This is a genomic window from Chachezhania antarctica (assembly GCF_003646465.1).
In the GTDB taxonomy this organism is placed as follows: domain Bacteria; phylum Pseudomonadota; class Alphaproteobacteria; order Rhodobacterales; family Rhodobacteraceae; genus Chachezhania; species Chachezhania antarctica.
This window is the reverse complement of sequence record NZ_QZEX01000009.1, coordinates 165,248-186,141: the sequence shown is the minus strand read 5'-3', so window position 1 is coordinate 186,141 and position 20,894 is coordinate 165,248. Positions and strand designations below refer to the sequence as shown.

19 protein-coding genes and 2 pseudogenes are annotated in these 20,894 nt (G+C 61.2%); 14 read left to right on the top strand and 7 right to left on the bottom strand.

All coding sequences use genetic code 11. From position 1 onward, the window contains the following. The first annotated feature begins 128 nt into the window (after nt 1–128). The 5 genes from D4754_RS17755 (at nt 129) to D4754_RS17735 (ending at nt 5,053) form a co-directional block, all read left to right on the top strand. Entirely contained in the window at nt 129–839 is a 711-nt protein-coding gene (locus tag D4754_RS17755) for a type 2 periplasmic-binding domain-containing protein (RefSeq protein ID WP_240453936.1), read from the top strand. 68 nt (nt 840–907) lie between these two features. After that, the gene (locus D4754_RS17750) at nt 908–1,894 is read left to right on the top strand and encodes an ABC transporter ATP-binding protein (protein ID WP_121066399.1); all 987 of its coding nucleotides are present in this window, start codon (nt 908–910) and stop codon (nt 1,892–1,894) included. After that, nucleotides 1,894–2,820, top strand: coding sequence for an ABC transporter permease (locus tag D4754_RS17745; protein ID WP_240453935.1), 927 nt, complete (start codon nt 1,894–1,896; stop codon nt 2,818–2,820). The genes D4754_RS17750 and D4754_RS17745 overlap by 1 nt, the downstream gene beginning before the upstream one ends. Beyond that, on the top strand, nt 2,810–3,616 hold the full coding sequence (locus tag D4754_RS17740; protein ID WP_121066393.1) for an ABC transporter permease: 807 nt from the start codon (nt 2,810–2,812) through the stop codon (nt 3,614–3,616). The genes D4754_RS17745 and D4754_RS17740 overlap by 11 nt, the downstream gene beginning before the upstream one ends. A 12-nt stretch (nt 3,617–3,628) precedes the next feature. After that, nucleotides 3,629–5,053 carry a gamma-aminobutyraldehyde dehydrogenase gene (locus tag D4754_RS17735; RefSeq protein WP_121066390.1) on the top strand — a complete coding sequence of 475 codons (1,425 nt, stop codon included), beginning with the start codon at nt 3,629–3,631 and terminating at the stop codon, nt 5,051–5,053. A gap of 384 nt (nt 5,054–5,437) precedes the next feature. Here D4754_RS17735 and D4754_RS17730 read toward each other — a convergent pair whose 3' ends face one another. The 3 genes from D4754_RS17730 to D4754_RS17720 are packed head-to-tail and all read right to left on the bottom strand — an operon-like array spanning nt 5,438 to nt 8,284. Beyond that, nucleotides 5,438–6,274 carry a phosphocholine cytidylyltransferase family protein gene (locus tag D4754_RS17730; protein ID WP_121066387.1) on the bottom strand — a complete coding sequence of 279 codons (837 nt, stop codon included), beginning with the start codon at nt 6,272–6,274 and terminating at the stop codon, nt 5,438–5,440. Nucleotides 6,275–6,311: 37 nt separating this feature from the next. Then, nucleotides 6,312–7,079, bottom strand: coding sequence for a CDP-alcohol phosphatidyltransferase family protein (locus tag D4754_RS17725; RefSeq protein WP_121066384.1), 768 nt, complete (start codon nt 7,077–7,079; stop codon nt 6,312–6,314). Continuing rightward, a complete protein-coding gene (locus D4754_RS17720; protein ID WP_240453934.1) occupies nt 7,076–8,284 on the bottom strand; it encodes a pyridoxal-phosphate-dependent aminotransferase family protein in 1,209 nt (402 codons plus the stop codon). Before D4754_RS17720 ends, D4754_RS17725 begins: the two co-directional genes overlap by 4 nt. Nucleotides 8,285–8,852: 568 nt before the next feature. Here D4754_RS17720 and D4754_RS17715 point away from each other — a divergent pair. After that, complete coding sequence (locus tag D4754_RS17715) at nt 8,853–9,767, top strand: TIGR01459 family HAD-type hydrolase (RefSeq protein WP_121066381.1); 915 nt, start codon at nt 8,853–8,855, stop codon at nt 9,765–9,767. An 86-nt stretch (nt 9,768–9,853) separates the two neighbouring features. On the opposite strand, the pseudogene D4754_RS17710 reads toward D4754_RS17715, so the two are convergent. Continuing rightward, nucleotides 9,854–10,486, bottom strand: a pseudogene (locus D4754_RS17710) (tyrosine-type recombinase/integrase). Between the two features lie 190 nt (nt 10,487–10,676). Further along, nucleotides 10,677–11,402, bottom strand: a complete 726-nt coding sequence (locus D4754_RS17705) for an alpha/beta fold hydrolase (protein ID WP_121066378.1) — start codon at nt 11,400–11,402, stop codon at nt 10,677–10,679. A gap of 131 nt (nt 11,403–11,533) precedes the next feature. Between D4754_RS17705 and D4754_RS17700 the strand changes: the two genes are divergently transcribed. The 3 genes and pseudogenes from D4754_RS17700 (at nt 11,534) to D4754_RS17690 (ending at nt 16,207) form a co-directional block, all read left to right on the top strand. Further along, nucleotides 11,534–12,472: an AraC family transcriptional regulator gene (locus D4754_RS17700; RefSeq protein WP_163025964.1), complete on the top strand. Its 939-nt coding sequence runs from the start codon at nt 11,534–11,536 to the stop codon at nt 12,470–12,472. A 101-nt stretch (nt 12,473–12,573) separates the two neighbouring features. Then, nucleotides 12,574–13,013, top strand: a pseudogene (locus tag D4754_RS17695) (transposase); the annotation flags it as partial. A gap of 212 nt (nt 13,014–13,225) precedes the next feature. Beyond that, entirely contained in the window at nt 13,226–16,207 is a 2,982-nt protein-coding gene (locus D4754_RS17690) for an autotransporter serine protease (protein WP_121066372.1), read from the top strand. An 87-nt stretch (nt 16,208–16,294) separates the two neighbouring features. On the opposite strand, the gene D4754_RS24670 is transcribed toward D4754_RS17690, so the two are convergent. Continuing rightward, nucleotides 16,295–16,471 (bottom strand): glutathione binding-like protein, encoded by a 177-nt coding sequence (locus tag D4754_RS24670; protein WP_121066369.1) that lies wholly within the window; start codon nt 16,469–16,471, stop codon nt 16,295–16,297. A 365-nt stretch (nt 16,472–16,836) separates the two neighbouring features. After that, nucleotides 16,837–17,984, bottom strand: a protein-coding gene (locus tag D4754_RS17680) for an IS3 family transposase (protein WP_240453933.1) whose coding sequence is annotated in 2 segments (ribosomal slippage) — nt 16,837–17,723 and nt 17,723–17,984 — 1,149 coding nt in all. Because the reading frame shifts where the segments join, the coding sequence is not laid out codon by codon here. Between the two features lie 17 nt (nt 17,985–18,001). Between D4754_RS17680 and D4754_RS24080 the strand changes: the two genes are divergently transcribed. From D4754_RS24080 to D4754_RS17660, 5 genes are all read left to right on the top strand, one after another. Further along, a complete protein-coding gene (locus D4754_RS24080; RefSeq protein ID WP_163025963.1) occupies nt 18,002–18,292 on the top strand; it encodes a hypothetical protein in 291 nt (96 codons plus the stop codon). 32 nt (nt 18,293–18,324) lie between these two features. Beyond that, nucleotides 18,325–18,483, top strand: a complete 159-nt coding sequence (locus D4754_RS24075) for a TOBE domain-containing protein (protein WP_240453932.1) — start codon at nt 18,325–18,327, stop codon at nt 18,481–18,483. 55 nt (nt 18,484–18,538) lie between these two features. Continuing rightward, the gene (locus D4754_RS17670; RefSeq protein ID WP_121066361.1) at nt 18,539–19,711 is read left to right on the top strand and encodes a CaiB/BaiF CoA transferase family protein; all 1,173 of its coding nucleotides are present in this window, start codon (nt 18,539–18,541) and stop codon (nt 19,709–19,711) included. After that, nucleotides 19,708–20,538 (top strand): enoyl-CoA hydratase, encoded by an 831-nt coding sequence (locus D4754_RS17665; RefSeq protein ID WP_121066358.1) that lies wholly within the window; start codon nt 19,708–19,710, stop codon nt 20,536–20,538. Before D4754_RS17670 ends, D4754_RS17665 begins: the two co-directional genes overlap by 4 nt. 119 nt (nt 20,539–20,657) lie before the next feature. Then, nucleotides 20,658–20,894: an AMP-binding protein gene (locus D4754_RS17660; protein ID WP_121066355.1), complete on the top strand. Its 237-nt coding sequence runs from the start codon at nt 20,658–20,660 to the stop codon at nt 20,892–20,894.

The window sequence follows — 20,894 nt, the reverse complement described above, 5'->3', positions numbered from 1 at the left end:
CAAGGCTCGCATAACGGTCCGAAAGATCAAAGAAACCCATCTGCGTCATTGCTGCATCCCCTATATGCCGGTTCACCAAGTCACGATATCGCAGCGCCAAGGTCAGGGCAATTTTTAGAGATGCCCTTATGTACAACACCGAAGCCTTCGCCGAGGCGCCGGCCTCGTGGAACGTCGTGTTCGAGGAAACGACGCTGTCCGATGGCGAATCCAATGCCGGCCGGGTGCAGGCTTATGACGGTCCGATCCACATCGCCGATGCCGCTAACTACCTGATGTTCCACCAACCCGAGCTGGGCATCAAAGACCCCTACGAACTGAACCCGGAACAATATGCCGCCGCGCTCGACCTGCTGCGGGGGCAGCGTGATCTGGTCAGTCGCTACTGGCATGACGCGTTCATCCAGATCGACGACTTCAAGAACGAAGGCATGGTCGCCTCGGGCTCGTGGCCCTTCCAGGTGAACCTGCTTCAGGCCGACAGCGTGCCGGTGGCTTCGGTCGTCCCGCAGGAAGGTGCGACGGGCTGGGCCGATACCACCATGCTCCACGTGGATTCCAAGAACCCGAACTGCGCCTACATGTGGTTCGAACATCAGCTCAGCTCGAACCTGCAATCCGACCTGTCGGTCTGGTTCGGAGCGGTGCCGTCGGTTCCCGTCGCCTGCACCGACGGACGTGGAATGCAGACGCAGGAAGGCTGCGATGCCAATGGCCTTGCCCAGTTCGACAAGATCAAGTTCTGGAAGACCCCGGTCGCCAATTGCGAAAGCCAGGACGAGTGTGTGCCCTACTACCGCTGGGTGTCCGACTATATCGGCGTGATCGGCGGACGCTGATCCTTCCTTGACCCAACCCGTGCCGTGCCCCTCCGAGCGCGCGGCACGGGCAAAGACGGATGTTTCCCATGTCAGCCGTGACTTTCGACAAGGTCTCGCGCCATTTCGGTGCCGTGCGCGCCGTGGACGGCGTGGACCTCGACATCGCCGAGGGCGAGTTCTTCGCCATGCTGGGACCGTCCGGTTCGGGCAAGACCACCTGCCTGCGCCTGATCGCGGGGTTTGAGCGCCCGACTGCGGGCGACATCCGCATCTTCGGGGAACCGGTCGCCGATCTGCCACCCTACAAGCGGCAGGTGAACACCGTGTTTCAGGATTACGCGCTGTTCCCGCATCTGAATGTGATCGACAACGTGGCCTACGGGCTGATGATCGCGGGGCAGGGGCGGAAACTGCGCCACAATGCGGCGGACGAGGCGCTGGAAATGGTGCGCCTCGGCGGCTTCGGCGCCCGCCGCCCGTCGGAGCTTTCGGGTGGGCAGCGGCAACGCGTGGCGCTTGCCCGTGCGCTGGTGAACAAGCCGCGCGTGCTGCTGCTGGACGAACCGCTGGGGGCGCTGGATCTGAAGCTGCGCGAACAGATGCAGGAGGAACTGAAGACCCTGCAACGCCAGCTTGGAATCACTTTCGTCTTCGTGACCCATGATCAGGGCGAGGCGCTGTCGATGGCCGACCGCGTCGCGGTCTTCAACGATGGCCGCATCATCCAGGTGGGCGCGCCGGAAGACATCTATTTCCGTCCCGAAGTGCCCTTCGTGGCCGACTTCGTGGGCTCGTCGAACGTCCTGCCTGCCGCGCTGGTTGCCCGGCTGACGGGAGAGAACTGCCCGGCGGCCATCCGGCCTGAACGTTTGCAGCTGGCCGAATACGGCCCCATCATGGCGCGGGTGACGGGGCTCAGCTTCCTTGGCCTGACGACGCGCGTCAGTTTCGAGACGGAAGGCGCGCGGCTGACCGCGCTGCTGCCGCAGGACGCGCCACGCCCGCTGCAGGGCGACCTCGTCGCGCTGAATTGGGCCGAGGGCGATCTTCACCTGATGAGGCCGAAATCATGATGGCCGCTCGCAGCGAAAGCATCGGCACGCGGCTGTCGGACACGCTGTGGCGGCGTCCGGCGGTGCTGCTGTTCCTGCTGCTGCTTCCGCCGGTGTTGTGGCTGGGTATCATCTACCTCGGTTCTCTCTTTGCGCTGCTGCTGCAAAGCTTCTTTTCGATTGACCACTTCACCGGGCAGATCAACTACCGGTTCACGCTGTCCACCTATGCCGAACTGCTCACGCCCGCGAATTTCGACATCATCCTGCGGACGGTCACGATGGCGGCCTGCTGTACGCTGGCGTCTGCCGTGATCGCCTTTCCCATCGCGTACTACGCCGCGCGCTATGCCCGGGGGAAATGGCGGGCGGTCTTCTACCTCGGGATCATGATGCCGCTCTGGTCCAGCTATCTCGTCAAGATCTATGCGTGGAAGCTGATCCTTGCCAAAGAAGGCATCCTGACATGGGCGTTGGAAGGGATGCGCCTGAACTGGCTGCTCGAGGCCTACCTGTCGTTGCCGGTGGTCGGGGGCAATTCGCTGTCGGTCAGCACCACGGGGACGTTCATCGTCTTCGTCTATGTCTGGATGCCCTTCATGATCCTGCCGATTCAGGCGGCGCTGGAGCGTGTGCCGGGTTCAATGCTGGAAGCGTCGGGCGATCTGGGCGCACGGCCGGCGCAGACCTTCCGCCACGTGCTGTTGCCGCTGGCGCTGCCGGGGATCGTGGCGGGCTCGATCTTCACCTTCTCACTGACACTGGGCGATTACATCATTCCCCAGATCATCGGCACCTCGCGCCTGTTTATCGGGCAGGCCGTCTACCAGCACCAAGGTATCGCCGGGAACATCCCGCTGGCCGCGGCCTTCGCCGTGGTGCCCATCGTGATCATGGGGTTCTACCTGTGGGGCGCCAAGCGCATAGGGGCGTTCGATGCACTCTGACCGCGCGCCGCTGACGCTGAAACTGGCCGCCGCCGGGGGGCTTCTGTTCCTGCACCTGCCGATCCTTCTGATTTTCGTCTACGCCTTCACGACGGAAGAAAAGAGCTTTGCCTGGCCGCCCCCCGGCCTGACGCTGAAATGGTTCGCGGTCACATGGTACCGCGCCGACGTGTGGGAGGCGCTGGCGCTTTCGGTTCGGGTCGCATTGATCTCGACCGTGCTGGCGTTGATCCTTGGCACGCTGTGTGCTGCCGCCGTCAGCCGCACGCGGTTTTTCGGGCGGGAGACGATCTCGCTTCTCGTGATCCTGCCGATCGCGCTGCCGGGCGTCGTAACGGGGATCGCGCTGCGGTCGGCCTTTTCCATCGCCGATGTGCCCTTCAGCACATGGACCATCGTTCTGGGTCACGCGACCTTCTGCGTCGTCATCGTCTACAACAACGCCGTGGCGCGGTTCCGCCGGACATCCGGCAGTCTGATCGAGGCGTCGATGGATCTGGGCGCCAACATGTTCCAGACCCTGCGCCACGTGATCCTGCCCAACATGGCTACTGCGCTGGTAGTGGGCGGCATGCTGGCCTTCGCGCTTAGCTTTGACGAGGTGATCGTGACCACCTTCACCGCCGGTCAGCAGCAGACCCTGCCGATCTGGATGCTGGAAGAACTGGTCCGGCCGCGCGAACGGCCCGTGACCAATGTCGTCGCCATGGTCGTGGCGCTTGTCACCATGCTGCCCATCCTGGGCGCCTATTACCTCACCCGCGGGACCGATCAGGTCGCCGGACAAGGCAAGTAACGGAGGATTTCCATGCAGACCAAGATGCTGATCGGCGGGGCCCACGAAGCGGGTACCGAGACCGAGGAACAGGTCCTGAACCCGCGCACCGGCGAGGTCATCGTCAAGATGCCCGAGGCCGATCTGACCCAGGTTGGCCGTGCCGTTGCCGCCGCCCGCGCGGCCTTTCCCGGCTGGGCGCGCACCACGCCCGCCGAACGGTCGGCCAAGCTTCTGGCCATCGCCGATGCGGTCGAGGCCCGGACCGAGGAATTCGCCAAGCTCGAGGCGCTGAACTGCGGCAAGCCCATCAACGAGGTCCGCACGGCCGAGATCCCCGCCGTGGCCGATTGTTACCGTTTCTTCGCGGGTGCCGTGCGCAACATGCACGGCCCGGTAGCGGGAGAGTACATGGAAGGCCATACCTCGATGATCCGGCGCGATCCTATCGGTGTCGTGGCCTCGATCGCACCGTGGAACTACCCGCTGATGATGATGGCGTGGAAACTGGCCCCGGCGCTGGCGGGCGGCAACACGGTGGTCCTGAAACCGTCCGAACAGACGCCACTGACCGCGCTCTTGATGGCCGAGGTCATGGCCGGCATCCTGCCCGAAGGCGTCGTGAACGTGATCGTGGGGCAGGGGGCCAGCGTTGGCAACGCGCTGATCAACCATCCCGACGTCGACATGGTGTCAATCACGGGCGACGTGGCGACCGGCAAGAAGGTTCTGCAAGCGGCCTCGAAATCGGTGAAGCGCACGCACCTGGAACTGGGCGGCAAGGCCCCGGTCATCGTGATGGACGATGCCGATCTGGCCCGCACCGTCGAAGGCCTGCGCGCCTTCGGTTACTACAACGCCGGGCAGGACTGCACCGCCGCATGCCGAATCTATGCCGGGGCCAAGGTCTATGACAATCTGGTGGCGGATCTGAGCAGCGCCGTATCCACCATCGTCTATGACGATGCCGACGACACCCTGAACGAAATCCCGCCACTGATCTCGCAACGCCAGCGGGACCGGGTGGCAAGCTTCGTCCAGCGGGCGTCGGAATTGAAACATGTCGAGATCACCACCGGCGGCGATCTGGCCGACGGCTCGGGTTTCTACTATCGCCCGACGGTTGTGGCCGGCGCTCTGCAAGAGGACGAGATCGTCCAGCGCGAAGTCTTCGGTCCCGTAGTGTCGATCACCCGTTTCGACGATGCCGACACCGCCGTAAAATGGGCCAATGACAGCCAGTACGGACTGGCCTCATCGGTGTGGACGTCGGATATCGGCCGGGCGCTCGATATCTCGGCCCGGATGCAATATGGCTGCACCTGGGTGAACACACATTTCATGCTGGTCAACGAGATGCCCCATGGCGGGATGAAGCAATCCGGATACGGCAAGGACATGTCGATGTACGCGCTTGAGGATTACACCGTCGCCCGCCATGTCATGATCGCGCACTGAACGAGCAATTGGACCATGGCGCGCGCCGTGGTCCAGTGACCCAAACCGGGCGCGGATAGCCAGAAGCACTCCCGAACCGGGAAGCGGGGATGACCGCTTACCGGCTGCGCATTGGTTCAGGGCGAGGCGCTTGGGGGCCGAAACGTCACTCGGGCAGGTAGCATGCCACGCGGGGGACTTTGTCAGGTTGGTAGCGTCGCAGTGTCCACGTATTTCACCGCCGTGTTGCACAACAAAAAATTGTTCCGGATCAGAGGCGTCCGGTTCCCAAGAAGCGTCATCGGACACGCCGTCTGGGCCTACCACCGGTGTTTTCTTTGAGCCTGCGCAACGTGGTGGTTCACCGCCTTCACGCATCGAATACCGGGGCTCCGGCGCTTTGGGTCAGATCTGCCAGGGCCGCGTCGACACGGTCACTTTCCCGGCGGCTTCTTCCAGCGCCCACTGCTGGTCGCGCGACACGGTTGTGATCGGGCTGCCAAACATGGCCTCGGCAGCAGCGAAGTCTTGTACTGTGTCAATCTCGGTCCAGTTCAAACCCGTGATATCCAGTGCGCGGAACTTCGTTCCGTTGGCAATCAATCGCGCGTATGCAGCCTCGTAATACTCTTGGAGGTTTTCCCGGGCGCCCATCATCTGGGAAAGCTCCGCGAATAGACGTTTTCCGGTTTCGGCACCGATCTTTTCAATCCCGATCGACTCGCCCAAGGCCAGATTGGGGTCAACGGATTTTCCAACCTCGATCACTTGCCTCTGATCGTCCGTGATTACCTTCACTTCTTCATGTTCAAGCGCGATATTCTGATCGATGCACAGGACGTTTGACACGTCGCTGTCCAGAAGTTTGCGCAGGATTCTGACGTCGAAGACGACATCCGCATCGAATTTCACGAAATCGGCAGCGCCGATTGCTGCAGCGGCCAGCATCAGGGAGTACCCTGTGTTCGTCTCGCGGTAGCGGTCGTTTATCACGTAGGTGACGCGAATGCCACGGAATGCCTTGTCGACGAACTGCTTGATCTCATCGGCCCGGTGCCCCAACACAAGAACGAATTGCGACATGCCGCAGCTAAGGCAATTGCGGATCATGCGTTCCAGGATGACGGAACCGCCAACTGATAGCAGACTTTTGGGGCAATCATCGGTTAATGGGCTAAGCCGAGAGCCGACGCCAGCCGCCAGAATGACAGCGATCGGAGCGCGATATTTTTCATGTCTCATGATTGATAAGTCCTATACGAGCTGAATGGAAGGGCGGTCACTTTTGAAGTAAGATTGTCTTCGCTTGGCCAATGTTCCTGCCCCGAAGCCAGGATCTGTAAACGCCCCAATAGACTTGGCTTGCCGCAAAAATCCAAAGCATTGGCACAAGTTGGTCGAACAGAAGAGCGGCCGACAGCATGAAGACGAAAACGCCTTCGTCGAAGGCAAGAACCTTGTGTTGTTCGCGCCAGAGCCATGTCAGATTGGCACGTAGGCCCATACCCGGACCTGCCGTGATCTTGACGTGTTTCAGCTTCGCCACCTCGGCCGGATAATCCGGATTGCGAGACGTTTCGATCTCTAGCGCTATGTATTTGGCGTAGCCGCGCAAACCGTAGAACGATATCCCTATGAGCGAAAGGAATACCGGAGTGACACTGCCCGTTTGTTCGAAGGCCGCGAAACCTGCAGCGCCGAACCAAAGCGCGACCTGTACTTGATCCGTTATCCGGTCATAATAACTTCCGACGGGAGATGAGATCCGCTTGTATCGCGCCATCTGCCCGTCCATGCAATCAAGGACATGGCTCATTTGAATTAGCACCGCCGCCACGAGAAAATACCAACTGCCCCCGCCAAGAATTGCAAGGCTGGCCGCGACCGCAATCAGAAATGATGCGGCCGTGACGCGGTTGGGAGTGATCCATCGGAGCTCTACAGCAAAATAGTTGGCAACAATCGCCAAAGGCGCGGTGACGAATGACGACCACCATTCATCGTCGCGGGTTTTGGTTGCCCAAAGCGCTTGCAGTTTGTCGTTCACAAGGCCACCCGTGCATGCTTGGGCTTTGATTCAGACAGAACGATCAATCTTTGGTTTTTACGCGTGACGGGAGCAACACGGTCTGACGCCTCCGTCTGCAGTGCCAGCAACACGTCCTTGAGGGTCGCAAGGAAAAACCGAATGTCTGCATCGGAGAGTTCCCCGATGTTGCCGACCTGAAAAACTTTGCCGGCAAGGCATCCCTTGCCTTCGTAAATGATGATGGATTTCTCGCGCAGGCGCGCGCGCAAAGCGGCGACATCTACTGTTGCGGGCACCCGTACCGTGGTCAGAACCGAACACATATCCGCTTCGTCAATCAGAAAGTCGAGGTTCAGCCGTCGCATTCCGACGCGGAGAAGCCCAGCCCGTGCCTTTATGCGGGCGTAGCGCTTGAGAACGCCCTCACGCAGTACGTTTCTCAGGGCCTGGTCCAAGGCGAAGAATAGCGGAACGGCGGGTGTATTTGGCGTCTGATTATGGTTCGTCAGAAATGCGTAGAACGTAGCGAGGTTCAGATAGGTTGTCTTTGCATCATGACGGCCGAGCCGCTCGAATTGTTTGGTGCGACCGACAACAAAAGACAGACCGGGATAAGACCCCAGGGCCTTCGAACTGGAACTGGACAGAAATGCGATGTTGCAGGCTTCCATGTCGATGACTTCCGCCCCGACAGAGCTTACACCATCGACGACGAACAAGGCTCCGCTTGCTTTGGCCAGCGCGCCGATCCGGGCGAGCGGATTCAGCATGCCCGTACACGTCTCGTGATGGACCATCGCCACCACGTCAATCTTGTGGCTGTTCAGATAGGTCTCGATTTGGAGAGGGTCGAACGGTGTCCCCCAGGGCAATTCGATCAGATGCGTTCGTTTGTTGTGGATCAAGGATGTTTTGTGCAGCCGCCCGCCAAACTCGCCGTTTGAAAGGATCAGGATCGAACCATCACCAACCACGGAAGACAAAATCGCCTCGTTGGCGGCTGTGCCAGATCCCGTGATCACAACGGCGCGGTAACGTGCCCGTTTCTTGATCTGAAGAAGAGAGATGATCTTATCCTCGATCGCCAGAAGCAGGGCATCGAAATCGGTTTCCCGATGGCAGATATCCTCTTTGCAAATCGCGCTGCGCAGGGACTCGGCCACATTTACAGGGCCGGGGGTGAAAAGCAGGTACTTGTCCAAAATCAGATCATACTCCGACAACTTTGTGACCCGTGTCACAAATTTGATACGCCCATAGTATATCCATGAACGCGATCCGCGCAGGAATATCGAGAGGGCACAAATCGAGTTCGAAAGAGCAGCCCTGCCTAAGGCTGTGGTCGTGTCGCCCAAAAAAACGGACGTCTGTGGCAGGAATTCTGAAATGACGGATCCCGGAAATTCGTGCGGATCAGTTTTTAGTGAAACGCCAATTTCAACCGTTCCAGCCAATGTGAACTGACGTCGAACGGAAATACTGGTCGTGGAGTGTGGCCAAGTGATGGCGCCGCAAGGCTTTTTGCCTGTCCCGAAAACACCCACCAATGGGATCGGGAGGGCTGAGCTATCACGATTGGCTGTAGAAAAGCACTCATGGGCCACTTTTGCGCCCCTGAAGATACAGCCCTACTGTCAACGCCCTGCAATAGCAAGGATTAGATAGGCACCCAAAAGGCGGCCGGGGCGCAATGCGTGCGGGAAAAGACCCGAGCGCCCGTCTTCTCGACCACCGGCCGCGCAAGAAGTACCGCTTGACGGCAACGGCACCTGAACCTACGCAAATTCCTTCATGGGACACATCGGTCAGTCGCTGTCTTCATCCTTTGAATTTTCTTCGTTCAGCGAAATCGTCAGCCGCTACGACGGTGTGCTTTGCGATGTCTGGGGGGTCATCCACAATGGGACCGCCGCTTTCAACGACGCCGTCGATGCCTTGTGCAGGGTCCGTGCCAGTGGGCGTTTCGTGATCCTGATCACCAACGCACCACGATTGTCCCGGGACATCTACCCACAGCTGAAGCGGTTCGGCGTTCCGAGGTCGGCCTTCGACACCATCGTGACCTCTGGCGATGTCACGGCTGCTTTGCTTGCAAGACAACCCGACGCTCCGCTTTTTCATTTTGGTCCGGCACGTGACATGTCGGTCCTCGAAGGACTACCGAACCCAATTGTTGAAATGTCTGATGCGCAGCTTTGCCTTCTGACCGGGCCACTCGATGATGAGGTCTTGTCGGTGGACAACTATGAGCGTCAACTCACTGAAATGCAGCAAAACGCCGTCACCGTGATCTGTGCGAATCCAGATCTGGTGGTCCGCAGTGGCAACCGAATGGTCATTTGTGCGGGATCAATTGCGCAACGATATGTGGCCCTTGGCGGCAAGGTCGTTTTCGCCGGCAAACCAGAAGCCGCGATATATGACGACGCGCTCATCAGGGCAAATGGTCTTGCCGGCAGGACCCTGAGAAAGCGCCATTTGCTTGCCATTGGTGATGGCCTGCCGACGGATATCATGGGCGCCGCCAACAACGGTTTTGATGCCTACTTCATCACAGGTGGCATCCATGCCGGCGCGTTCGGCAACATGAAGGTCGAGGCCGAGGTGACAATGGCCGCCAAAATTATCAGGGGCCAGTATGCGAATCTGAGCCTTGTCGGTCTTTCTGATCGCTTGCAATGGATGCCCACCCAGGTGGAGCCTTAAGTATCTGCCAATGCGCGCATCGGCGCTTCTCGTTCAACACGTAGCGGAGGTCAGCTTCGGGCCGTCTGTGAAGACGGCCCATGCCTTCAAATTTCGATAGCTTCGGCGATAGCCAGTGCATCTTCAAGCTCAACGCCAAGGTATCTGACGGTGCTGTCTATCTTGGTATGGCCCAACAACAGCTGGACTGCCCGAAGGTTGCCCGTTTTCTTCTAAATTTGGGTCACCTTCGTTCGCCGCATCGAGTGCGTGCCATAGGCGCTAGCCTCCAGACCAATGGAGGCCACCCACTCACGGACAATACGCGCACACTGGCGAGTCGAGATGCGAAGGCGTTCGTGAAAACGCCCAGGCCAGAGGTATTCGCATCCGACCATGAGCGGCTCTCGCATCCACCTTGCGAGCGATGCACGGGTGCCTTCAGAAACTTCGAAACGCACAGGTGTCCGGGTCTTGCTCTGCAGAACCGACGCGCGTTCCTTGATTTCGCCTGACGCCATGACATCCACCACCTTCATCCTGACCAGATCACAAGCGCGCAGCTTGCTGTCGATGGCAAGATTGAAAAGGGCCAGATCACGATGGTTCCCGACCAGCTCCAGCCGGACCCTGATCGCCCAGACGTGTTTGGTTTTGAGCGGCCTCTTCTGGCCGACGATCCGTCCTTTGTTCCAGGCTGGGGGCAGTGCGCGAATGGCGGGCAAGTTTGGCGTTTCCATGATGGATCCTCCGATCCACCACGCCCTGCCACATCGACAACCCGACGTTGACAGGACATCATATCACAGGATTCTGCGTTGCACCCGAGGTCCACTTCGAGCCCATGCCACCGGATGCTGCAAGCATCATGAACGGCAGCCATGGGATTGTTGCTTGTCCAAGAGCTTTCCCTGGCGCTCGCATTCGACCTCAGTCGCGTCCGGCATCCATAATCGCCTTTGCAAGGGCAGCGGGATTTGAAAAGCACACCTCGTGGCTGCCCGATATTTGTACCAGGCGGAACAACCCCAGTTTCTCTGAGAGACGGGGATGCCAGCCAAGGCTTTGCGGCAGAGCGGTATCCTCAGTGCAGTTGATATAGGACTTTGGAAGCTCCATTTCCGCCGGGTTTGACGATAGCGAAATCGTATCGGTGAAGGTGGCATATGGATGCGCATTGAGCCGCTCATAGCTGGACTGTGCAAGCTCGGACGAACCGTCGTTGATGAAGGCTTCGCGCCAGATCGGGAAAGGGAGCATGACGCTGTTGTCAGAGCTTTCGGCGCTGACCGCATCGAACATGCCCACATAGTGCGGCGGCACCATATCGTTCAGGCATTCGCCGTTGTTGGGCACGAAGGCATTCCAGTAGATGAGCCGCTTCAGACGGCCTGGAATCCGGTCAGCAACACCGGTAATCACCATGCCGCCATAACTGTGGCCGAGCAGGATGACATCCTTCAGATCGTTGGATTCGATGTAGTCAGTGATGGACGTGATCGCGACGTCCAGCCCTGTCGTGCGCAGATCGCCCGGGTTGTTCCCTGTGACTGTGGGGCAATGCACGGTATGACCCGCCTCCCGAATGGGCTTTGCGACCGGTTCGAACAGTTCGCCCGTGTGCCACGCCCCGTGGACAAGTACGAAAGTAGACATGTTTGGTTTCCCTCCCTATTGTTTGTGAATCCAGATTATTCAACGGAGATTATTTTCCCATGGCTCAGAGTCATGAATCTTGTGCTGATACTCAGGTTTCGCCTCCATATCGAGTTTGGAACACCGGATCGATGGGGCATTCCGAGGCGTTTGATTACTATCGCGAAGGCATTTGCACGACGTTCATGCCGCTGCGGCCTGAATTGGACCGAGCCGAGCGCAAGAGCTTTCATGCCGACCTGCGGTCGCATCAGATCGACGATGTTGTGCTGAACCTGGTCTCCGCCAGCACCCATTCTGTGCATCGAGGCACCCGAGAAATCGCAGCCTCGCCAGTTGATTGCTATTATATCAACACGCAGCTTTATGGTGCTTGCCAGATTGAGCAAAAACGTAAATCGGTCACGCTGCACATGGGGGACGTCGGCATTTTTGATGGCGCTGAACCATTTGACTTGAAACACCACAAGAGTAAGCCGCTGAGAGTCGCATCGCTCATGGTGCCCAAACGCCTGTTCGGGGACGCAGTTCGGGAGCAGCTGTCAAATGGGCCTCATGTATTGTCGCGCCAGCCAGTGCTGGGGCATTTGTTGTCTGAAGCAGGACGGTCCCTTGATACTTCTCCAGATCGGATGGGCAGCGATGTTCTGTCCCGAATAACGCAAATTGTCTTGTCACTGACTGTGGTGTCCGCAGCGCCCGACAAATCCCGCAGCACGCCCGCCTCGCGCAGCATAGCTCTGGCTCATCAGATCAGGCAGATCATCCGCCAGAACAGTTCCCGGCAGGATTTCAATTTGGCCGATTGCGCTGCCCAAATGGGGCTGTCGGTCGGATACATCCAGCAAGTCCTGGCCCGGAATGGAGAACGCTTTGGCGTGATCCTTTTGGACGAACGTCTGTCGGCCGCTGCACGCTTGCTCACCGATTCGAACAACTGTCACCTTCGGGTTTCAACCATCGCATATGCAGCAGGTTTCAAAGATATTTCACATTTCGGGCGCGCTTTTCGCAACAACTATGGCCAATCACCGGGCGAATTGCGGCGGCAAACTGCTGTCTTAGATTAACAGGGCTTTCAACAAGTTATCGGTTAGATAGCGGCGATGCTCTGCCCCCTGATAACTCCTCCATCTGATACTGGAGTCCGGCCCCATGAAAGGACCGGACCATGAAGAGATCGAAGTTCACCGAGGAGCAGATCATCGGCATTCTGCGAGAGCAGGATGCCGGTGCGAAGACGGCGGAGCTCTGCCGTCGGCACGGCATCGGCAGTGCCACGTTCTACGCCTGGAAGGCAAAGTTCGGGGGCATGGAAGTGTCCGATGCCAAGCGGCTGAAGGCGCTCGAGGATGAGAACGCCCGGCTCAAGCGGCTCCTCGCGGAGTCGCTGCTCGACCAGGCCGCGCTGAAGGATCGCCTGTCGCGAAAGTGGTGACGCCCGCCGCCAGGCGTGAAGCCGTCGCGATCCTCGTGGAGTGCCACGAGATGAGCGAGCGGCGGGCGTGTGCCGTGATCGGCGCGGACCGGACCTCGATCCGCTACCGCAGCCGACGTCCAGACGATCACGATCTGCGCGAGCGCCTGCGGGAGCTCGCGTTAGAACGGCGTTGTTGCGCAAATCGGTGAGAGGGATTCACTTAGCGAATCCTGACGGTTAGATCCGTTGCATGCCGAAGCCTGGGAAAGGGGAAACTCTGCCCGTTGGCTGAGTTGCGCAACATCGCCTACAGGGCCGATGCCCGAATGACGACGTCTAGCGTCAAGCAATCTCCCATCGAGATTTCAATGCTTGCTGATATGGTCGGGGCTTGGAGGGAATCATGACCAAGACAGCAGGGGCCGCATTCGGTGTGGCGATCTCGATCGTCGTGACTTCGGCGCCGCTCATGGCGCAGCCGGCACCGGTCGACGACGCCGAATACCGTGCCAACTGGGGTCTCGCCATGATCGGGACGCTGGAAGCCAACCAGCTTGGGTATACGGGTAAAGATGTGGTCGTCGCGATCGTGGACAGCGGCCTTGCCGTCAACCACCCCGAGTTTTCCGGGCGTGTATCCCCGGACCTGCGGAACTTCGGCGGTGGGTTGCCGCCGGATGATGTCAGCGACATCGATCCCGATGACGGTGAAATCGAAGGGCACGGGACCCATGTCACCGGAATCATCGGGGCCGCCCGCAACGGAAAGGGCATGCAGGGCGTGGCCTATGGCGCGATCCTTCTTCCTCTGCGGGCCATCACGCCCGACGACGATGATCCTGACTTGCCCGACGCCGAATTGAGGGCCGAGGCCTATGCGGCCACCCATGGCGCGCAGGTGCTGAACGGCAGTTTCGGCCCACCGACGCTGCCGAAGTACATCAACGATGACACCGACAATACTATCAGGAACCCCAACTATCGGGAGCTCGATTTCCAGCCGATCTACGACGACCGGAAAACGATGATCGCGAACTACCGTCGACTCAAGGCGCTGGCCGAGGCAGACGTCGTGATGGTCTATTCGGCGGGGAACGAATACATCGATCAACCCGTTGCGTCCGCCTTTCCCACAGGCAACGGCATGATGCCACTGGTCACGCCGGCGAACACGGCCGCGGGGCTCTACGGCTTCGTGCAGATCGAAACCGAAGAGCAATTCGAGGATGGGGCGTATTACACGCCGCTCAATCCGTCGGATCCGGCCATCGCAGACCTTGATTTCTCGGACCTGAAGGGCACGCTCATTGCCGTCGCCGCCGTCGGACCGGACGGCAAGATCGCCAGCTATTCCAATCGCTGCGGCGCGGCCGCGGAATGGTGCCTTGCGGCGCCGGGCGGTGAGATCGACGGCAAGACCAACGGGGTCTTTTCCACCTTCCCGATGCGAACCTACGAGTACGAGGCCGGCACCTCGATGGCTGCCCCCCATGTCACCGGATCGGCAGCTGTTCTGCGCGAGGCCTTTCCCTACATGAATGCCCGACAGGTGATCGAGACGATCCTGACGACGGCGAAAGATGTGGGACCTGCTGAAATCTACGGCCAAGGCATGCTCGATCTGGGGACGGCGGTGAAGGGTCCGATGGCGTTCCGCTACGACGGCGTCTTCGATGTGGATACACAGGGCTATGTCTCGGAGTGGTCGAACCCGATTTCCGGTCCGGCCGGGCTGCGAAAGCGCGGCGCGGGGACGCTTATCCTCTCGGGCGACAACAGCTATGCCGGTGCGACCAATGTCACCGGCGGGACGTTGGCGGTGACGGGCCGGCTGACCGGCGCGACGACGGTGCGGGGGTCCGGGCGACTGGCTGGAACGGGCACGACCGGCGATCTGATGGTGAGGGCCGGCGGCACGGTCTCGCCGGGGCGTGCGGAAGCTCCGGACGAAACCGTGGGGAAAATGAAGGTCGCGGGCAGCTTCACGCAGCAGTCAGATTCCGTTTACGAGCTGACGATCGACGGTACCGCGGCGGACAGGATCGTGGTCGAAGGCAGCGCCACCATTGAAACCGGCGCGAAGATCGATCTTCTTTCCCTGGCGGAGATGCCCGCGATCGGCAGCCGCTTCGACATCCTGACAGCGGGTGGTGGTGTGACAGGCGAATACCTCTCGCCCGGGAACGCGGCGACCCCCTTCCTGTCATTCGATATCGTGCGCGGGGCGCGGAACGTGGCTCTGTCGGTCGGGCGCAGCGATCTGTCCTTCGCCAGCGCCGCCCGCACCGGGAACCAGGCGGCGACCGCAGCGGCACTTGACACGCTGTCCACCGGAAACCCTGTTCACCGCCAGATCGTCAGGATGAACACGGAGGCCGCCGCGGCCGCGTTCGATGAACTCTCGGGCGAGATTCACGCCTCGATTGATGCTGCATTGGTGGAACAGGGTCAGGTTGTGCAGGCCAACGTGCTGGCGCGACTGCGCTTTCCATCGGGCGCGGTGCCGGTTCCGGTGGCCCGCAATTCCGTCGCTCCGATATCCGGCGATGATGGCATTCAGGCCGGTCCTACAGCTTGGGGCACCGCTTTCGGCAGTCGCGGCAGCACCGGCGCGACCAATGGCATTGCCGAATTCGACAACTCGATACGTGGCCTGATAGGCGGCTACGATGTCCCTGTCGGCGACAATTGGAGGCTGGGAGCGCTAGCCGGTATCAGCGAGTCCTCGTATGATTCCGGGGATCGGGCGTCCACCGGGTCCAGCGAAAACTATCACGTCGGGCTCTACGCGGGATCGCAGCAGGGGCCGCTGGGAATTCGGGCGGGGCTGATCCATTCGCGCCATGATATCGAGACCGAACGCTATGCGAGCTACGGAACAGCGTTCGACGACCTTGAAGCAAGCTACGACGCCCGTACGACGCAGGTCTTTGCCGAAGCGGGCTATCGTCTGGACGTTGGCGGCGGAAAGTTCGAGCCCTATGCTGGCCTCAGCCACGTGCGCGCGCATACCGACGGCTTCGCCGAGACAGGTGGCGCCGCCGCCCTGACGGGCGAAGCCGGGGAAACCGATACCACGTTCACCACGCTCGGCCTTCGTTACGGCACCGACTTCTCGCTTGCCGGTTCGCGCGCGACATTCGGCGCCGGTCTTGGCTGGCGCCACGCCTTCGGCGATGTCGATCCCGCCGCCTCGCTGGCCTTCGACGGCAGTGACAGCTTTTCCGTGAGCGGGTCGCCCATCACGAAAGATGCCGCCCTGATCGAAGCAGGGCTACGGGTGGAAACCGGCGCGCGGTCCGCACTCCTTGTCGCTTACCAGGGGGAAGTCGCGGAGAACGCCAGCCAGTACAGTCTTTCCGTAGAGCTTGGTATCCGGTTCTGATGCCGGAGGAATTCGAGCGAAGAAGGATTGCTCGCGGAACGCCTTTGACCTTCGTGGAGGAGCCGTTTCCGCCGGCTGCCCTGCGGACTATTCGACGAACGCGCCAAAATCCGCGCGGGCGTAGGCCGGGCGTCGTTGCAGGGCGTTCCACCACGCGGCGGTTTTAGGGCGGGCGGCCAGAGCTTCGGGGGCGATCTCTTCGCCGATCCGCTGCACGAAGGGGGCGACGGGGATGTCGGCCAGGGAATAGCCGCTGCCAAACAGGGCGCCCCCCGGTCATCAACGCCTCCATCTCGTCCAGAAGCGCAATCAGGTTGCCGCGCGCCTCGTCCAGTTCCGCGTCCGTGTAAGGGTTGCGGACGGTCCTCAGCCAGGCCTCGCGGCGTTCGAACAGGAAACCGTTCGCGACGCGATGTGGAACACGATCAAGGTGTCCCTGTCGGGCGCGACCGTCAGCACGGTGATGGGCTTCCTGCTGGCCTATATCGTAATCCGCAAGGTGGTGCCCTAAGCGCAGATTCTGACCTTCCTCACTCTCGCCCCCGTGGTGGTGCCGGGAATCGTGCTGGCGATCTGTTTCTATGCCGCCTATGCTGGGCTGGCCTGCTGCCGGTTTCATGGACACAGGGTTAGGTTTGCATAGCTCGGTCCTCGAACGCCCCGGGGCTTAGGTAGCCCAGTTTGGAATGGCGTCGCCTCGGATTGTAGAAGCGCTCGATGTAGTCGAACACGTCGGCACGAGCCTCATTGCGCGTGCGGTAGACCTTGCGGGCGGTGCGCTCGGTTTTCAGCGACGAGAAGAAACTCTCCATTGCCGAGTTGTCCCACACGTTGCCGGCCCGGCTCATTGAACAGATGATGCCGCAGTCGAGCAGAAGGCGCTGGAACTGCTCACTTGTGTATTGCGATCCCTGGTCCGAGTGGTGGAGCAGCGCGTCTGCTTTGCCCCGACGCCAGACGGCCATCATCAGCGCATCCATGACCAGCGAGGCGTCTCGATCCGCTTTCATGGACCAGCCGACAACGCGCTTGGAGAACAGGTCCAGGACCACGGCGACGTAAAGCCAGCCCTCGGCAGTCCAGATGTAGGTGAAGTCGGCCAACCATTTCTGGTTCGGCCGGTCCGCCGCGAAGTCGCGGTCGAGGATGTTGTCGGCGATGACGGAGCGTTCGCCATCGTCCTTGGGTTTTCCACGCCGCTTCGGCCGCGCTCTCAGTGCATTTATCCGCATCAGTCGTTCGATCCGGTGCAGTCCACATGCGAGACCGTCTTCCAGAACGTCACGCCAGACCCGACGGGCGCCGTAGGTGCGATCGCTGGCCTTGAAGCTCTTGTCTATCGCCTGAACGAGCTTCGCGTCATGAGCCGCGCGGTCGCTGATCGGTCTTCTGATCCAAGCATGAAAGCCGGACCGGGAAACGCCCAACGCGTCACAGATCCAGCTGACCGGCCAGATGTGCCGGTGCCCTGCGATGAATGCGAACGTCATGTCGCCTCCCGCGCGAAAAAAGCCGCCGCCTTCTTGAGGATGTCACGCTCCGCCCGGAGACGGGCGACCTCTTTCTTCAGCCCTGCAATCTCGGCCAGTTCCGCGCGTTGCTGGCCATTCCCGGGAAACGCTGTGGTCGGTGTGGCAGCCGCCTCACGCATCCAGCGCCGCAGCACGCTCTCTGCCAAATCCAGATCCCGGCACGCCTGAGCGACCGCAACACCCCGCTCGGTCACCAGCTTTACTGCCTCGATCTTGAACTCGCGGCTGAACTTTCGTCTCGTCATATTCAATCTCCAATTCCATGGTCACGATCTTATCTTCGTGTCCACGAAACCGGCAGCAGGCCAGCCCGCCCCTGTCGCTTTACGGATCGTCCCTGCTGATCGTGATCGCGTTCGTGACACGGTTCCTGCCCATCGCGTTCCTGTCCTGCGCGTCCGGGGTGCGGTCCCTGAACCCCGAACTGGAAGAGGCCGTGCGCATCCATGGCGGATCGCGTCTGCGCGCGCTGTCGGACGTGGTGGCGCCGGTGCTGAAGAAATCCCTGGGGCGGACGGCCCGGTGCGGGTATCCGTGCGGCCGCAGAACCTGAAACTGCTGCCCCGGACCGGGGAGGCGCCAAAGATGCCCGGCATGCTTGTCGTGCCCGGGACCGTGTCGGAGCGCACCTTTGTGGGCGAACGCTGGGATTACGGGCTGAGGCTGTCTTCGGGCGGGCTGATCTGCGTGCGGCTGGCCCGCCAGAGTAAGATCTTGCCACGGGCAGTGAAGTCTGGATCATGATCCCGGAAAGCGCCATCGTACTGGTAGAAGACGCACCTATGATGGAGGCCGCCGAATGACCACTGCCCAACCGCTCAGCCGTTTCCGGGTGCTCGACCTGACCCGGATCCGGTCCGGCCCCACCTGCGTCCGGATGCTGGCCGACTGGGGCGCCGATGTCATCAAGATCGAACCGCCCGACGACGATACCGGGTACGCGAACCGCGAAAGCTCCGACTTCCAGAACCTGCACCGCAACAAGCGGTCGCTGACGCTGGACCTGAAATCGCCCGATGGGCAGGAGGTGCTGGGCCGCCTGATCGAGGGCGCCGATGTGCTGGTCGAAAACTTCCGCCCCGGGGTGAAGGCGCGGCTGGGGCTGGAATGGGAGACGCTCCATGCCCGCAACCCGGGGCTGGTGCTGGGTTCGATTTCGGGCTTCGGGCAGACGGGGCTTTATGCCGACCGACCGGGTTTCGACCAGGTGGCGCAGGGCATGGGTGGGCTGATGTCGATCACCGGCCTACCCGGACAGGGCCCCGTGCGCGCTGGCATCCCGGTGGCGGATCTGACCGCGGGCATCTTCTGCGCGATGGGCATCCTTATTGCGCTTCTCGACCGCGAGAAGACGGGGCAGGGCCAATGGGTGCAATCCAGCCTGCTGCAGGCCCAGATCGCGATGCTGGATTTCCAGGCCGCGCGCTGGCTGATCGATGGCGAGGTGCCGGAACAGGCGGGCAACGATCATCCGACGGCGGTGCCGATGGGGGTCTATCCCACGTGTGACGGCGCGATGAACATCGCGGTGAACGGCAACCGGATGTGGGCGGCCTTCTGCGACGTGATCGGGCGGCCGGATTTCTTCGACCACCTGGATTACTGTTCCGCCAAGCATCGCTATCTGAACCGCGAGGCGCTGAACGCGCAGATCTACGAGATCACGAAGACCCGCACCATGGCGGACCTGACCGACGCGCTGATGTCGGCAGAAATTCCCTGCGGGCCCATCAACCGGATGGACGCCGTCTTTGCCGATCCGCAGGTGCAGCATGTGGGCATCGTGGCCGAGGTGGATAGTCCGAGGCGCGGGCTGCAAAAGGTGCTGGGGCAGGCGATTTCCCTGTCGGGGGCCGAAGCGCTGATGCGTCTGCCCACGCCCGAAGCGGGCGAGCATACCGATGCGGTGATGGCCGAGCTGGGCTATGACGGGGCGCAGATCGAGACATTGAAGGCAAAGGGTGTGATATGAGCGAACTGTCGAAAATCCCGCTGGAGCCCGAGGCGGACGGCTACACGCCGCAGGTCTTGGCGACGGTCGAAAATGGCATCGGCTGGCTGACTTTCGCCAACCCGAAGCGGCGGAATGCCGTGACCTACGCGATGTGGTGCCAGATTCCCGCGGCCTTTGCTGATTTCGAAGCCGACGCATCCGTCAAGGTGATCGCACTCAGGGGGGAGGGCGAAGCATCCTTTATCTCTGGCGCCGACATCTCGGAATTCGCGATGCGGCGGTCGACGCCGGAACAAGTGGAAGAATATGACCGCGTGGGCACGGCGGCCAATGCGGCCATCGTGAACAGCTCCAAACCCACGGTCGCGGTGGCGCGGACGTGGTGCGTGGGCGGCGGCATGGGAACGGCGCTCAGCTGCGACCTGCGGATCGCCGCGGCCAACACGCGCTTTGCGGTGCCGGCCGCGCGGCTGGGGCTGGGCTACCGGTTTTCCGGGATCAGGGCGCTGGTCGATGTCGTGGGCCCGGCGAACGCGCGGGAGATCTTCTTCACCGCCCGCAAGTATTCCGCGGACGAGGCGCTGGCGATGGGCCTGATCAACCGCATCCTGCCGGAGGACGGCTTCGACGTGGCTGCGACCGAATACCTGGCCGAGATCGCCGGGAACGCGCCGCTGACGATAAAGGCCGCGCGGATGGCGATCCGGGCCGTGAGGCAGGACCCCGACGCGCGAGATCTGGAGGCCGTCGATGCGGCAATCCAGGCCTGTTTCGACAGCGAGGATTACAAGGAAGGCCGCGCCGCCTTCGCCGAAAAGCGCGCGCCCGTTTTCAAGGGAAAGTAACGCCGCTTCCTGTGCTGAATCGCGCCCTCACCGCCCCACCCACCCGCCCCGGCAGCTCGGGCGCGATCCGTCGCCTGCGGCGCCGGGATTTGCCCGCTGTCGCCTGAAGGCCCCCGATCATGACCGGTAACCCGTTATTCGATGCGCTGTTCGCGCGCCATGCAGATTGCGACACGCCTTTCCTGTCATTCGCCGATGGCACGGGCCTCACCTATGCCGGATTCCTGGCTTTGGCGGATCGGCTGGCAAGTGCCTTGCTCGAGGCCGGGTTTGCTCCGGGCGACCGGGTCGCGGCGCAAGTGGAGAAATCGGCGGCCTCGCTGGCGCTTTGTGCCGCCTGCACGCGGACGTCGTAG